The organism is Delftia sp. JD2, from assembly GCF_001682645.1.
Lineage (GTDB): Bacteria > Pseudomonadota > Gammaproteobacteria > Burkholderiales > Burkholderiaceae_C > Comamonas > Comamonas acidovorans.
Genome location: NZ_LFJT01000014.1, coordinates 41058 through 55271, shown reverse-complemented (window position 1 = coordinate 55271; position 14214 = coordinate 41058). Strand labels below are relative to the sequence as shown.

Here is a 14214-nt window from a genome sequence, read left to right as displayed (position 1 = left end):
GGATCAGCGCGCAATGCCCCGGGTCGAAGCGGCCAGAAAATCCAGCATCAGCGATACATCGGCAGCGGCCTCGGGCTGCTCGCCAGCCAGCGCTCCAATGGCGTCGCGCGCGGCCTCCAGGGTCAGCCCCTGGCGATACAGCAGACGGTGCATCTGCTTGATGGCCTGGATACGCTGCGGCCCGAATCCGCGCCGGCGCAGGCCTTCGATATTGAAGCCACGCACGGCCAGGGGATTGCCATCCACCATCATGAAGGGCGGCACATCCTGCGAGATATGGCTGGCAAAGCCCGCCATGGCATGGGCGCCCACCTTGGTGAACTGGTGCACGCCCGTCAGGCCGCCCAGGATCACATGGTCGCCCACATGCACGTGGCCGGCCAGGGTGGCGTTATTGGCCAGGATGGTGTGGCTGCCCACGACGCAGTCGTGGGCCACATGCACATAGGCCATGATCCAGTTGTCGTCGCCGATGGTCGTGACACCCTGGTCCTGCACGGTGCCCGCATTGAAGGTGCAGAACTCGCGCACAGTGTTGCGGTCACCGATGACAAGCCGCGTGGGCTCGCCTGCGTACTTCTTGTCCTGGGGCTGCGCGCCCAGGGACGCGAACTGGAAAATCCGGTTGTCGCAACCAATGCGGGTATGGCCTTCGACAACGCAATGCGCGCCAATCGTGGTGCCGGCGCCGATTTCCACATGCGGCCCGATGACGGCATAGGGGCCGACCGACACCGATGAATCCAGCTGTGCAGCGGAATCTATCAGTGCCGTGGGATGGATGCGTTCAATGCCAGCCATGCGCCCGTCAGCCCACGTTGCGCATGGTGCACATCAGCTCGGCTTCGCAGGCTACTTCGTCCTCGACGCGGGCCACGCCCTTGAACTTCCAGATGCCGCCGCGAACGCGGTCGATGGTGATCTCCAGCACCAGCTGGTCGCCCGGCTCCACGGGGCGCTTGAAGCGCGCACCGTCGATGCCCACGAAGTAGTAGATGTTGTTTTCGTCGGGAACCTGGCCCATGGCATCGAAGGCCAGCAGGCCGGCAGCCTGCGCCAGCGCCTCCAGGATGAGCACGCCCGGCATGACGGGACGGCCTGGGAAATGGCCCATGAAATAGGGCTCGTTGAACGTGACGTTCTTGATCGCCTTGATGCGTGTATTGCGCTCAAGCTCCGTGACCTTGTCCACCAGCAGGAAGGGGTAGCGGTGGGGCAGTTGCTTGAGAATTGCGTGAATATCCATCATTGCGTTCCGTTATGGCCTTGATCCGCCGATTGCTGCAGTTGCCGCTCCAGGGCCTTGATGCGATCGCGCATGGAGTGCAGCTGCTTCAGCGTCGCAGCATTTTTTTCCCATTTGGCGTTTTCATCCACGGGAAACATGCCCGTGTAAACACCTGATTGTGTCAGCGAACGGGTCACTACCGTCGCTGCCGAAATATGCACCCTGTCGGCCAGCTGCAGATGGCCCAGCACGATGGCGCCGCCTCCCACGGTGCAATGCGCGCCAATGCGCGCGCTGCCGGCCACCCCCACGCAACCGGCCATGGCCGTATGCTTGCCGACGTGCACGTTGTGACCGATCTGGATCAGATTGTCGAGCTTGACCCCGTCCTCGATCACCGTGTCGTCCAGCGCTCCGCGGTCTATGCAAGTGTTGGCGCCGATTTCCACATCGTCGCCTATCCGCACGCCACCGAGCTGCTCGATCTTCACCCATGCTCCGTTCTCAGGCGCAAACCCGAAGCCGTCCGCTCCCAGCACCACGCCGGAATGCAGCAGACAGCGCGCGCCCACATGGCAGTTCTCGCCAATGGTGACGCGCGACTTGAGCACGGTGTGGGCACCGATGGTGGCACCCTCTTCAACCACGCAGAGCGGGCCGATCGTGGCAGAGGCATCAACGATGGCAGTCTCGTGCACCACCGCGCTTGGATGGATACCGGCCGGCGCCACAGACCTGCAGTTCCGCTTCCACCACTGCGTGGCCCTGGCGAAGTAGGCATACGGGTCAGGGACCACGATGCAGGCACCCCGCTGCTGCGCCAGCTCACGCATGGCGGGCGCCACAATAACGCAGGCCGCCTCGGAGGCGGCCAGTTGCTGGCGGTAGCGGGGGTTGCTCAGAAAACTGAGATCCCCGGCCCCGGCGGAATCCAGCGGCGCGATGCGGGAGATGGGCATCTCCCTTTCGCCACCGACCAGTTCGCCACCGAGTGCATCGAGGATCTGACCCAACAATACGCTCACGGCATGCAGCCCTGGACGCTGGCTTACTTGCCGCCGCCGTTCAGCGCCTTGATCACTTTGTCAGTGATGTCGTACTTGGGGTTGATGTAGACGGCTTCCTGGAGGATGACGTCGTACTTCTCGGATTCGGCCACTTGCTTGACCACCTTGTTGGCGCGCTCCAGCACTTGTGCCAGCTCCTCGTTCTTGCGGGAGTTCAGGTCTTCCTGGAACTCACGGCGCTTGCGCTGGAACTCGCGATCCTGGTCCACCAGCTGACGCTGACGGGAGACGCGCTGGCTTTCGGCCATGGTGGGCGCTTCACGCTCGAACTTCTCCGAAGCGCTCTTGAGCGTATTGCCCTGGTCGACCAGTTCCTTCTCACGCTTGGAGAATTCCTGCTCCAGCTTGGACTGCGCAGCCTTGGCCGTCGACGCTTCACGGAAGATGCGGTCCGTGTTCACAAAGCCGGCCTTGAACTCTTGAGCGTGCGCAGAAACAGCCATGGCGCCAAGCAGCACAGCCAGGGAAAAATGGCTAGATAGAGATTTCATTAGAAAGAGGTTCCGATTTGGAATTGCAGTCGCTGGATTTTATCCCCGGTCTGCTTGCGGATGGGTTGAGCAAAGGCGAGACGCAGGGGGCCCAGCGGGGAAATCCAGCTGATACCCAGGCCCGTGGAAGCCCGCAGCTCCCCGAGATCGAAGTTCTCGTTGGCCCCGTAGACATTGCCCACATCGAGGAATGTAAAAAGACGCAAAGTCCTGTCATTGCCGGCACCGGGGAAGGGAATCATGAACTCTGCGTTCAAGGTCACCTTCTTGGAGCCGCCAAGCGCCAGGTTTTCCTTGGTGTCGCGCGGACCCAGCGAGCCCTGCTCGAAGCCACGCACCGAGCCCAGGCCGCCCGAGAAGAAGTTCTTGAACAGCGGGAACGGACGGCCATTGAGGCCCTTGCCGTAGCCCAGTTCACCGTTCAGTGCCAGCGTGTACTTCTTGCTCAGCGGGATGTACTGCTGGATCTGGTAGTTGGCTCGCACATAGCGGGCCTCGCCACCCACCGACCACTCGGTGTTCAGGCGCTGGTAGAGACCGGAGTTGGGCGCCAGCGCGCTGTCACGGCTGTCGCGCGACCAGCCCAGGGTCAGCGGTATGCCCGTGTTGGAGTAGCCGTACTTGTCGGCATAGTCCTTGTACGCCTGGGGCAGATAGGTGCCGGGCTTGATTTCGGAGCGCTCCACGCCACCGCCGAAATACACCGTGTCGATCTCGCTGAAGGGCACGCCAAAGCGCACGCTGCCGCCCGAGGTGACGATCTTGTAGGCCGCATCGTCGTAGTAGGGACGGTCAGTGCGGTAGTACAGGTCGTAGGTGCGCGAGATGCCGGTGTCCGTGAAGTACGGATCCGTGGTGGACAGCACCATGGTGCGGCGGTACTTGCTGGTGTTCACGTCCACGCCCAGGTAGTTGCCTGAGCCGAACACGTTTTCCTGCTTGATGCCGAACGACAGCGAAACCTTTTCAGCGCTGGAAAAACCAGCGCCCAGCTGCAGCGAGCCGGTGGGCTTTTCAGCCACCGAGATGACCAGATCCACCTGGTCGGGCGAGCCCGCCACTTCCTGGGTCTCGACATTGACCTCGGTGAAGAAGCCCAGGCGGTCCACACGGTCGCGCGACAGGCGGATCTTGTCGCCGTCGTACCAGGAGGCCTCGTACTGGCGGAATTCGCGGCGGATCACTTCGTCGCGCGTGCGGTTGTTGCCACTGAGATTGATGCGTCGCACATAAGCGCGGCGAGAAGGCTCGGCGTGCAGCACCAGGGCCACCCGGTTGGTTGCACGGTCGATGTCCGGCACGGCCTCGACGCGTGCAAAGGCAAAGCCGAAGTTGCCGAAGTGCTCGGTGAAGGCCTTGGTCGTCGCCGTGACCTGGTCGGCGTTGTAGGGCTCGCCGGGCTTGATCTTGACCAGGGACTTGAATTCGTCGTCGCGGTCGAGGTAGTTGCCCTCCAGCTTGACGCCGGAGACGACGAAACGCTCGCCTTCATGGATGTTCAGGGTCAGCGAGATGGTCTGCTTGTCGGGCGAGATGGCCACCTGGGTGGAGTCCACGCGGAACTCCAGGTAGCCACGCTGCAGGTAGTACGAGCGCAGCGTTTCCAGGTCGGCGTTGAGCTTGTTGCGCGCATAGCGGTCCGACTTGGTGTACCAGCTCATCCAGTTGCCGGTGTCCTGGTCGAACAGATCCTTGAGCGTGGATTCGCTGAAGGCCTTGTTGCCGACGATGTGGATCTCGTTGATGCGGGCCGGATCGCCCTCGGTCACCGTGAAGGTCAGGTTGACGCGGTTGCGCTCGATGGGCGTGACCGTGGTGACGACCTCCGCGCCATAAAGGCTGCGGTTGATGTACTGGCGCTTGAGCTCCTGCTCGGCACGGTCGGCCAGGGCCTTGTCGAAGGGACGACCTTCTGCCAGACCCACATCGCGCATGGCCTTTTGCAGGGTTTCCTTGTCGAACTCCTTGGTGCCGGCGAAGTTCACCTCGGCGATGGTCGGGCGTTCTTCGACGACGACAACGAGCACGTTGCCATTGGCCTCGAGGCGGATGTCCTTGAACAATCCCAGCGCGAACAGCGAGCGGATCGCAGCTGCGCCCTTGTCATCGTCATACTGGTCGCCCACGCGCAGCGGGATGGATGCGAAGACCGTGCCCGGCTCCACGCGCTGCAGGCCTTCGATGCGGATGTCCTGTACCCGGAAGGGCTCCAGCGCCCAGGCTGCATTGGCAGCCAAAACCATGGCAGCCAGGGTCGATGCAGCGCGCACGCCCAGGCGATTGATACGTTTAGTCATGAATGGATTTGCCGCCGCTGCGGCTTGCCGAAAACGGCTGAAAAGTTAGCCCCAAAGCCGGTTGATATCGTTGAAAAAGGCGACGGACATCATCATCATCAAAACCGCCACGCCTGCACGCTGCAAGCGCCCGGCCCAGACTTCCGACACGCTTCGGCCAGTCACGCCCTCCCAAAGATAATACATCAGGTGCCCGCCATCGAGCACCGGCAGGGGGAGCAAGTTGAGAACCCCCAGGCTGATGCTTATCAGCGCCAGGAACGAGAGGTATTGAACCAGGCCCATGCTGGCCGAGCGCCCCGCATAGTCGGCAATGGTCAAGGGGCCGCTGATGTTCTTGAGCGATGCCTCGCCTATCACCATGCGGCCCATCATGCGCAGCGTCAGCGACGACAGCTCCCAGGTGCGCTGCACGCCAGCCCACAGGCCTTCCAGCGGACCGCGCTGCACCAGAGCCATCTCGGGAGCACTGCCGATGTAGGCACTGATGCGGGCAATGCTCTCCTTGCCATCTTCCGAGCGGCCCAGATCGGGCAGCACGGGAATCTGCAGTTGCCTGCCATCGCGCTCCACCAGCCAGACCTGCTGTTGGACCTGGCCCGATGCACCCATCTTGCGGATGAGATTGCGCAGTTGGGTGCCGTCATCCACCGGGGTGCTGCCCACGCGCAGCACCAGGTCGCCCTGGCGCAGGCCGGCCTTTTCGGCGGCACCACCGGCAATCACCTTGTCCAGCACGGGCTGCGTCCAGGGCCCCAGCAGGCCCAGGCGCTCGAAGAAGGCGGCATCGGGCTCGCCCTGCACCTGCCCGGCCAGCGCCAGCCGCAGTTCGGACGGTGCGGTGCGCCGGCCCTGGAGCACTTCCATGCGCACCGACTCGTCATCGAGCGCGGCGCGCGTCAGTGTCCAGCGCAGATCATTGATGGAGCGGACCTCTTCCCACTCCTGGTCGCCCAAGGCGATGCGCAGCACGCGATCACCGCCCTGCACGCCCGCCATCTGCAGCACCGTGCCCGCTGGCGGCGTGGCCAATCGCGCCACGGGCTCCTGCATGCCCATCCAATTGACGATGGCCAGCAGCGCAATGGCCAGCACGAGATTGGCCACCGGGCCTGCCGCCACGATGGCCGCACGTGACCGCAGCGGCTGGGTGTTGAATGCCAGATGGCGCTGATCGGCAGGGACTTCGCCCTCACGCTCGTCGAGCATGCGCACATAGCCGCCAAGCGGCAGTGCACCGATGACGAATTCCGTGTCCGAACCTTTGCGCTTCCAGCGCAGGATGGGGCGACCGAAGCCGACGGAAAACCGAAGCACCTTCACGCCGCAGGCCACAGCGACGCGGTAGTGGCCCCACTCGTGGACGGCAATCAGCACGCCCAGCGCGACCACGAATGCAACTACGGTCAGCAACAATTGATACTCCTTTGAATCCAATGCGCACCTGGATACCGCCGCAGGCCCACCGAGAAACCCGGTCTGGCCCGCGAAGCCGGCATTACAGCTGCCACTGCCGCGCCACGGTGTGCGCGATTTCGCGGGCCTGGGCGTCCAGGGCCAGCAGGTCGTCCAGGCTGCCCAGTGTAGGCGGCAGCAAGGTTTCGAGAGTGCGCAAATTCACAGCGTGGATACGGTCAAATGCCAGGCGTCGCTCCAGGAAGGCGGCAACGGCGACTTCGTTGGAAGCATTGAGAACCGCCGTAGTTCCCTCGCTGGCGAGCAGCGCCTGCCAGGAAAGATGCAGGCCCGGAAAGCGCACGGCATCCGCCTCTTCAAAGGTCAGGGCCGACAGCTTCGCGAAATCCAGGGGCGCCGCGCCGCTGGCGATGCGCCGTGGCCAGGCCAGGCCGCAGGCGATGGGCACGCGCATGTCGGGCGTGCCCAGTTGTGCCAGCACCGAAGCATCCTTGAACTGAACCATGGAGTGCACGATCTGCTGCGGGTGGATGACGACCTTGATCTTGTCGGGAGCCATGTCGAACAGCCAGCGTGCCTCGATGACCTCCAGCGCCTTGTTCATCATGGTCGCCGAGTCCACGGAGATCTTGCGCCCCATGGAGAAGTTCGGGTGCGCGCAGGCCTGCTCCGGCGTGATCTCGGACAAGGTGGCCGGATCGCGCAGGCGAAAGGGCCCACCCGACGCCGTGAGCAGCAGACTGTCCACGCGATCGGGCCAGCTGGCTCGGTCTTCCGGCAGGCACTGGAAAATGGCCGAATGCTCGCTGTCTATGGGCAGCAGGGTCGCGCCGTGGCGCTTGACCGTGTCCATGAACAGTGCGCCGCCAACGACCAGAGCCTCCTTGTTGGCCAGCAGCAGGCGCTTGCCCGCGCGCGCGGCCGCCAGGCAAGGCGCAAGGCCCGCCGCACCGACGATGGCAGCCATGACGGCATCGACCTCGGGATGCGAGGCGATCTGCTCCAGCGCGTCTGGCGACTGCAGCACTTCGGTCGCCAATCCATTGCTGCGCAGCTGCTCAGCCAGCAGCTTCGCGTGTGGCGCGCTGGCCATGACGGCATAGGCGGGCTTGAATTCGGCGCACTGGCGCAGCATCAGGTCCACTTGCGTGGCCGCGCTGAGTGCAAAGACCTCGTAGTGCTCGCGGTGGCGCGCCACCACGTCCAGCGTATTGGTACCGATGGAGCCTGTGGAGCCCAGGACGGTGATTTTCTGCTTCATGAATGCGCGAAAGAGGAAAGCATCATGGCCAGCGGAAGGGTCGGCAGCAGGGCATCGACGCGATCAAGCACGCCGCCATGGCCGGGCAGCAGACCACTGCTATCCTTGACGCCCACGCTGCGCTTGACCAGGGATTCGACCAGGTCGCCGACCACACTCATCGCGGCCATGAACACAACCGCCAGCAGCAGGAACCAGGCCCCGCGCGCCAACAGCAACGAATAGAAACTGGGCACGGCCACCGCGTAGTGGCGGTCCGCCCAGACCCAGGCCAAGGCCAGCACCAGCACGCCGGCCATGCCGCCCCACACGCCTTCCCAGCTCTTGCCGGGACTGATGGACGGCGCGAGCTTGGACTTGGTGAATTTCAGGCCCAGGGTCCGGCCGGCGAAATAGGCAAAGACATCGGCCACCCAGACCAGCACCAGCACCGACAGCAGGAAGTTGATGCCCGTCATGCGCGCCTGCACCACGGCCACCCAGGCCAGCCACAGGGCCAGCACTCCGCCAACCAGTCGCACAGGCCCCGCAATGCGCGGCCAGCCGGCCACGCCTGCGCGCAGCAGCGCCGCGCCGCCCAGCACCCAGGCGGAGCCAGCGACCACCCAGACCGCGGTCAGAGGCCGCTCCAGCCATCCCGCGGCCCAGGTTCCCACGCACATCGCCGTGCAGATGGCACCTATGCCGATGGCTCCAGCGGAGCCAAAGCCGTTGAGACGGCCCCATTCCCAGGCACCCGCCGCCATGAGCACGAGCACCACCACGGCGAACGGAACGCCCGTCGGATAGAACAGCGCAGGCAGCAAGATGGCCAGCAGGATCAGGGCGGTGATGACTCGCTGCTTGAGCATGGCTCCCCCTTGTTCAGGTCGTCTGTTGATGGGACGACTTCGATTGTGATTGGTGTACTTGCGCGGAGGTCTGGCCGAAGCGCCGCTCGCGCGAAGTGAAGGCGGCAATGGCCTCGTCCAGGCAGGCCTCGTCGAAATCAGGCCACAGGCTGGCACTGAAGAAGAGCTCTGAATACGCGGCCTGCCACAACAGGAAGTTGCTGATGCGCATCTCCCCGCCAGTGCGGATCAGCAGGTCCGGGTCGGGCACATGGGACAGCGCGAGTGCGCGGTCCAGGCTCTGCGGAGTGATGGGCTCGCCCTGCTCTGCCAGCCGGGCTGCGGCCTGGGCAATGTCCCAGCGCCCGCCGTAGTTGAAGCAGACATTGAGCACCAGGCGGTTGTTGTGTGCCGTGACCTGCTCGGCCTGGGCCAGGCCTGCGCACACTTTCTCGCTCAGGCCACTGCGGTCGCCGATGAAGTGCAGGCGCACGCCATCGCGGCTCAGTTGCTGCACTTCCTTGGCAAGGGCATTGGCCAGCAGGCCCATGAGACCGGAAACCTCCTCTTCGGGGCGGTTCCAGTTCTCGGAAGAGAAAGCGAAGACGGTCAGGACCTGCACGCCGCGCTGGACGCAGGCGCGGGCACAGCGGCGCAGCGATTCCACGCCCTGCTTGTGGCCGGCCAGTCGCGGCAGAAAGCGGCGATTGGCCCAGCGTCCATTGCCATCCATGATGACGGCAATATGGCGCGGCACCGCGCCGGAGTCTTGGTTTGTCAAAGGTACGGGCCCTGAGGCAAGCGAGGCAGAACGCCTCAGACCGCCATGATGTCTTGTTCCTTGGCAACCACCAGCGCGTCGATCTCGGTGATGTGCTTGTCGGTCATCTTCTGGACATCGGCTTCGCAACGCTTTTGGTCGTCTTCCGAGGCTTCCTTGTCCTTGACCAGCTTCTTGACGGCTTCGTTGGCGTCGCGGCGCAGGTTGCGCACGGCGATCTTGGAAGCTTCGCCTTCGTTGCGGGCCAGCTTGGTCATTTCCTTGCGGCGTTCCTCGCTCATCGGAGGCATGGGCACGCGGATCAGATCGCCCAGCGAGGCAGGGTTCAGACCCAGATCGCTTTCGCGAATGGCCTTCTCCACCTTGGCGGACATGCTCTTTTCCCAGGGCTGCACGCTGATGGTGCGCGCATCGAGCAGGTTCACGTTGGCCACCTGGGACAGCGGCACCATGGAGCCGTAGTAATCCACATGGATGGAGTCCAGCAGCGAGGGGTTGGCACGGCCGGTACGCACACGCGCAAGATTGTTCTTGAGCGCTTCGATGGACTGGCCCATCTTGGACTCGGTGGTCTTCTTGATGTCTGCAATCGTCATGTTCTTGTTCCTTGAAGAGCTGTGAAACGCGGGATCAAAACGCTCAAGCGTACACCAGCGTGCCCTCATCCTCGCCCATGACCACGCGCTTGAGCGCGCCGGGCTTGATGATGGAGAACACCCGGATCGGCAGCTTCTGATCGCGGCACAGCGCAAAGGCAGTGGCGTCCATGATGCCCAGGTTGCGCGAAATGGCCTCGTCGAAAGCCAGCTTGTGATAGCGGGTCGCGTTGGGATTCTTCATCGGGTCGTCGGTGTAGACACCATCGACCTTGGTGGCCTTGAGCACCACTTCGGCACCGATCTCCGCGCCGCGCAGTGCCGCGGCCGTATCGGTCGTGAAGAACGGGTTGCCGGTGCCGGCGGCGAACACCACCACCTTGCCCTCTTCGAGATACTGCAGGGCCTTGGGGCGCACATAGGGCTCCACGACCTGCTCGATGGCAATGGCCGACATGACACGGGCGATGAGGCCCTGCTTGTCCATGGCATCGGCCAGGGCCAGGGCATTCATCACGGTGGCCAGCATGCCCATGTAGTCGGCGGTGGCGCGGTCCATTCCGACCGAACCACCAGCCACGCCACGGAAAATATTCCCTCCACCGATCACCACGGCCACCTGGACACCCACGCGGGTGACTTCGGCGATTTCGGAGACCATGCGCTCGATGGTGGCACGGTTGATGCCGAACGAGTCGTCGCCCATGAGCGCCTCACCGGACAGCTTGAGCAGGATGCGCTTGTGGGCCGGTGCGGCGTTGGACATGGTGTTTCTCCGAAAGGTGGATGGTGGTGGATGGTGAAGGGAACGGTTCAGGCGCTCAGACGAATCAGGCGCCGGCCTTGGCAGCGGCCACTTGGGCAGCCACTTCGGCAGCGAAGTCGTCCACCTTCTTTTCGATGCCTTCGCCGACCACGTACAGGGTGAAGCCCTTGACGTTGGTGTTGGCGGCCTTGAGCATCTGGGCCACGGTCTGCTTGCCGTCGGCAGCCTTCACGAAGACCTGGTCGGCCAGCGAGACTTCCTTCAGGTACTTCTGAACCGAGCCTTCGACCATCTTGGCGACGATCTCGGCAGGCTTGCCGGATTCGGCAGCCTTGGCGGCAGCAACGGTGCGTTCCTTTTCGATCAGCTCGGCAGGCACGTCAGCGCTGGTCACGGACACGGGCTTCATGGCGGCCACGTGCATGGCGACGTCCTTGGCAGCGGTTGCATCGCCTTCGAACTCGACGATCACGCCGATGCGCGAACCGTGCAGGTACGAAGCCAGGCTGGAGCCGTCGAAACGCTTGAAGCGGCGGAAGGACATGTTCTCGCCGATCTTGCCGATCAGGCCCTTGCGCACATCTTCCAGGGTGGGGCCGAAACCGTCCTGCTCATAGGCCAGGGCACTCAGCGCGGCCACGTCAGCGGGGTTTTGCTCGGCGACCAGCTTGGCGGCGGCATTGGCCATCGCGATGAAGCTGTCGTTCTTGGACACGAAGTCGGTTTCGCTGTTGACTTCGATCATGGCACCCTTGTTGCCATCGATGAAGGCGGTGATCACGCCTTCAGCGGTCACGCGCGAGGCAGCCTTGCCAGCCTTGGTGCCCAGCTTGACGCGCAGCAGCTCTTCGGCCTTGACCAGATCGCCCTCGGCTTCGGTCAGGGCCTTCTTGCATTCCATCATGGGCGCGTCAGTCTTTGCGCGCAGTTCAGCCACCATGCTTGCGGTAATTGCAGCCATCGTATTTCTCCAATGTCAGTTCGATTCGTTACAGGATTTCGGCTAAAAAAACGGGGCTACCCTGAGCCCCGCTTCTTATTCAGCGACGAGGTCGCTCAGCCGGACAAGCTCAATCAGGCAGCGGATTCTTCCACTTCCACGAACTCGTCACCGCTCTCGCCGGATGCAGCCTTGACCACGTCGGTCAGTGCAGCAGCGCGGCCTTCCAGGATCGCGTCGGCGATGCCTTGGGCGTACAGTTGCACAGCCTTGGCAGAGTCGTCGTTACCGGGGATGACATAGTCGATGCCTTCGGGGTTGTGGTTGGAGTCAACCACGCCAACCAGGGGGATGCCCAGCTTCTTGGCTTCGGCCACGGCGATCTTGTGGAAGCCCACGTCGATCACGAAGATGGCGTCGGGCAGGCTGTTCATGTCCTGGATGCCGCCGATGTCCTTTTCCAGCTTTTCCAGTTCGCGAACGAACATCAGCTGTTCCTTCTTGCTCATGGCTTCCAGGCCGGCTTCTTGCTGGGCCTTCATTTCCTTCAGACGCTTGATGGACGTCTTGACGGTCTTGAAGTTGGTCAGCATGCCGCCCAGCCAACGCTGGTCAACGAAGGGCACGCCAGCGCGCTGGGCTTCAGCAGCCACCATCTCGCGGGCTTGGCGCTTGGTGCCGACCATCAGGATCGTGCCGCCGTTGGACGCCAGTTGCTTGACGAACTTCTGGGCGTCCTGGAACATCGGCAGCGACTTTTCCAGGTTGATGATGTGGATCTTGTTGCGGTGACCGAAGATGAAGGGGGCCATCTTGGGGTTCCAGAAACGGGTCTGGTGACCGAAGTGGACGCCTGCTTCCAGCATCTCGCGCATAGTGACGGACATATGAATACCTCAAAGGTTAGGTCTAAAATCCAGCCCGACAATTGCCCCCTGAAACACAGGGCGCAACACCTTGAAGGGACTGGTTTGCGATTGACTTTGCGCAGGATCCCCAAGCATGGGCAGGCGTTCTTGACGAACACCCCGCACCCAAAAGCTTTCGCCTGACCCCCGGCAATCGCGGAGAAAATCAGGGGGAACCCCTAGCAAAGCCGCAAGATTCTAGCACACGCCACCCCTCAACCGAGGCTTCGCTCTCAAAGCGCGCTCACCGCCCCTCACGGCCGCGGCAGTTGCACAAGATGCACACACTCCTGTAGTGATAGCTGCATCCGCTTGATAATCCGGGCACTTCAGCAGATTCCACCCAAAAATGAACATCGCGATTGTGGGCGCCGGCAGCATTGGCGTTGCGACAGCCCACGCACTGGCACAGGCCGGCCACGAGGTCACCGTCTACGAGCGTCACGGCACCGCAGCCGAAGAAGCCAGCTTCGGACATGCCGGCTGGCTGGGCCCCAGCCTGCTCCAGCCCTGGAGCGTACCCGGCCTTTCGACCGCCGAACGCTCCCCCACCCTCCCCGGCCGGCAGGCCCTGCCGCGCCTGGGCTCCGGAAACCTCGCAGCCCAGCTGCGCTGGCTATGGCAATGGCGCCAGGCCGGACGGCAACTGCGCAAAGGCAACGTGCCCACAGCCGCCATGGCGGCGCTGGAGGCGCTCACGCAGCGCAGCCAGCAGTTCCAGCAATCGCTGTGGAGGCAATGGGAGTTTGACCCGGAATATGTCGCCGGAAGCCTGGTGCTGCTGGGCAGCGAGGCCGAGCACGAACAACTCAAGCCTGCGCTGGACGCACTGGCCGAGGCCGGCACACGCTGCGAGGCACTGGATGCCACCCAGACCCGGCTGCGCGAACCCGCCCTGGGCGAGGAAACCACGCTCGCAGGCGCACTGTATTTTCCACAGGCAGGCGCAGCCAATGGCCGCCTTGCCACGCTGATGCAACGCCAGGCAGCGCAGTCGGCAGGAGCACGATTCGAGACGCAGCGCCTGGTGCAGAAATTGCAGCCCGGCGGCGCCGGGCGCACCGCACGCCTGCAGTTGCTGGGCGAAGACACCCCCCGCTCGCACGACGCCATCGTCGTCTGCGCCGGCGCCGAGGCCGCGAACCTGCTCACGCCGCTGGGCCTGCGCCCACCGATGATCGCCCTGCACGGCTATGGCGTCAGCGCCCCTTTGCGCGAACAAGGTTATGCCCCCCGCCACGCCATCGTGGACTGGAGTGAGCAGATGACCCTGGTCCGCCTGGGCCAGCGCATGCGCATCGTGGCCGGCGCAGAGCTGGGCCGCCGCAGCCCCATGCATGAGGCCACGCTGCAGCGCATGTATCACCGCCTCAACATGGTTTTTCCCGGCAGCGCGGTGCTGGCCTCGGGCGTACAGATCTGGCATGGCACGCGCATGTGCACGGCCGATGGGCTGCCGCTGGTGGGCGCCAGCGGACTGCCCGGCATCTGGCTCAACCTGGGACACGGCAGCTGCGGCGCCGCCATCGCGCAGGGGTGCGCAAGCATGCTGAGCGACCTGATGGACAACCGCGCCAGCTTCCTGGACAGCGCACTGCTCGACCCGCGCCGCTTCGGCTGATCACCCCATCCA

At 63.7% G+C, this 14214-nt stretch carries 14 protein-coding genes; 1 reads left to right on the top strand and 13 read right to left on the bottom strand.

Annotated elements, in window-relative coordinates:
* Positions 1-3 precede the first annotated feature (3 nt).
* The 13 genes from lpxA to rpsB all read right to left on the bottom strand — a co-directional run bounded on the left by lpxA (position 4) and on the right by rpsB (position 12560).
* Positions 4-801: an acyl-ACP--UDP-N-acetylglucosamine O-acyltransferase gene (gene lpxA, locus ACM14_RS10065; RefSeq protein WP_063325295.1), complete on the bottom strand. Its 798-nt coding sequence runs from the start codon at positions 799-801 to the stop codon at positions 4-6.
* Positions 802-808: 7 nt separating this feature from the next.
* Entirely contained in the window at positions 809-1249 is a 441-nt protein-coding gene (gene fabZ, locus ACM14_RS10060; protein ID WP_012206736.1) for a 3-hydroxyacyl-ACP dehydratase FabZ, read from the bottom strand.
* Complete coding sequence (gene lpxD, locus ACM14_RS10055) at positions 1246-2253, bottom strand: UDP-3-O-(3-hydroxymyristoyl)glucosamine N-acyltransferase (protein WP_065346074.1); 1008 nt, start codon at positions 2251-2253, stop codon at positions 1246-1248. The genes fabZ and lpxD overlap by 4 nt, the downstream gene beginning before the upstream one ends.
* A gap of 23 nt (positions 2254-2276) precedes the next feature.
* Complete coding sequence (locus ACM14_RS10050; protein ID WP_013801453.1) at positions 2277-2786, bottom strand: OmpH family outer membrane protein; 510 nt, start codon at positions 2784-2786, stop codon at positions 2277-2279.
* A complete protein-coding gene (gene bamA, locus ACM14_RS10045) occupies positions 2786-5083 on the bottom strand; it encodes an outer membrane protein assembly factor BamA (protein WP_013801452.1) in 2298 nt (765 codons plus the stop codon). Before bamA ends, ACM14_RS10050 begins: the two co-directional genes overlap by 1 nt.
* Positions 5084-5128: 45 nt before the next feature.
* Positions 5129-6499 (bottom strand): RIP metalloprotease RseP, encoded by a 1371-nt coding sequence (gene rseP, locus ACM14_RS10040; RefSeq protein WP_043795909.1) that lies wholly within the window; start codon positions 6497-6499, stop codon positions 5129-5131.
* 82 nt (positions 6500-6581) lie between these two features.
* Positions 6582-7760 (bottom strand): 1-deoxy-D-xylulose-5-phosphate reductoisomerase, encoded by a 1179-nt coding sequence (gene ispC, locus ACM14_RS10035; RefSeq protein ID WP_043819021.1) that lies wholly within the window; start codon positions 7758-7760, stop codon positions 6582-6584.
* Positions 7757-8611, bottom strand: coding sequence for a phosphatidate cytidylyltransferase (locus tag ACM14_RS10030; RefSeq protein ID WP_013801449.1), 855 nt, complete (start codon positions 8609-8611; stop codon positions 7757-7759). Before ACM14_RS10030 ends, ispC begins: the two co-directional genes overlap by 4 nt.
* A 13-nt stretch (positions 8612-8624) precedes the next feature.
* A complete protein-coding gene (gene uppS / locus ACM14_RS10025; protein WP_065346073.1) occupies positions 8625-9371 on the bottom strand; it encodes a polyprenyl diphosphate synthase in 747 nt (248 codons plus the stop codon).
* 35 nt (positions 9372-9406) lie between these two features.
* Positions 9407-9967, bottom strand: coding sequence for a ribosome recycling factor (gene frr / locus ACM14_RS10020; RefSeq protein ID WP_065346072.1), 561 nt, complete (start codon positions 9965-9967; stop codon positions 9407-9409).
* Between the two features lie 43 nt (positions 9968-10010).
* Complete coding sequence (gene pyrH / locus ACM14_RS10015) at positions 10011-10733, bottom strand: UMP kinase (RefSeq protein ID WP_012206745.1); 723 nt, start codon at positions 10731-10733, stop codon at positions 10011-10013.
* A 64-nt stretch (positions 10734-10797) separates the two neighbouring features.
* Complete coding sequence (gene tsf / locus ACM14_RS10010; protein ID WP_065346071.1) at positions 10798-11694, bottom strand: translation elongation factor Ts; 897 nt, start codon at positions 11692-11694, stop codon at positions 10798-10800.
* A gap of 113 nt (positions 11695-11807) precedes the next feature.
* On the bottom strand, positions 11808-12560 hold the full coding sequence (rpsB, locus tag ACM14_RS10005) for a 30S ribosomal protein S2 (protein WP_012206747.1): 753 nt from the start codon (positions 12558-12560) through the stop codon (positions 11808-11810).
* A gap of 370 nt (positions 12561-12930) precedes the next feature.
* Here rpsB and ACM14_RS10000 point away from each other — a divergent pair, with 370 nt between their 5' ends.
* Complete coding sequence (locus ACM14_RS10000) at positions 12931-14202, top strand: FAD-dependent oxidoreductase (protein ID WP_065346070.1); 1272 nt, start codon at positions 12931-12933, stop codon at positions 14200-14202.
* Positions 14203-14214: the final 12 nt, after the last annotated feature.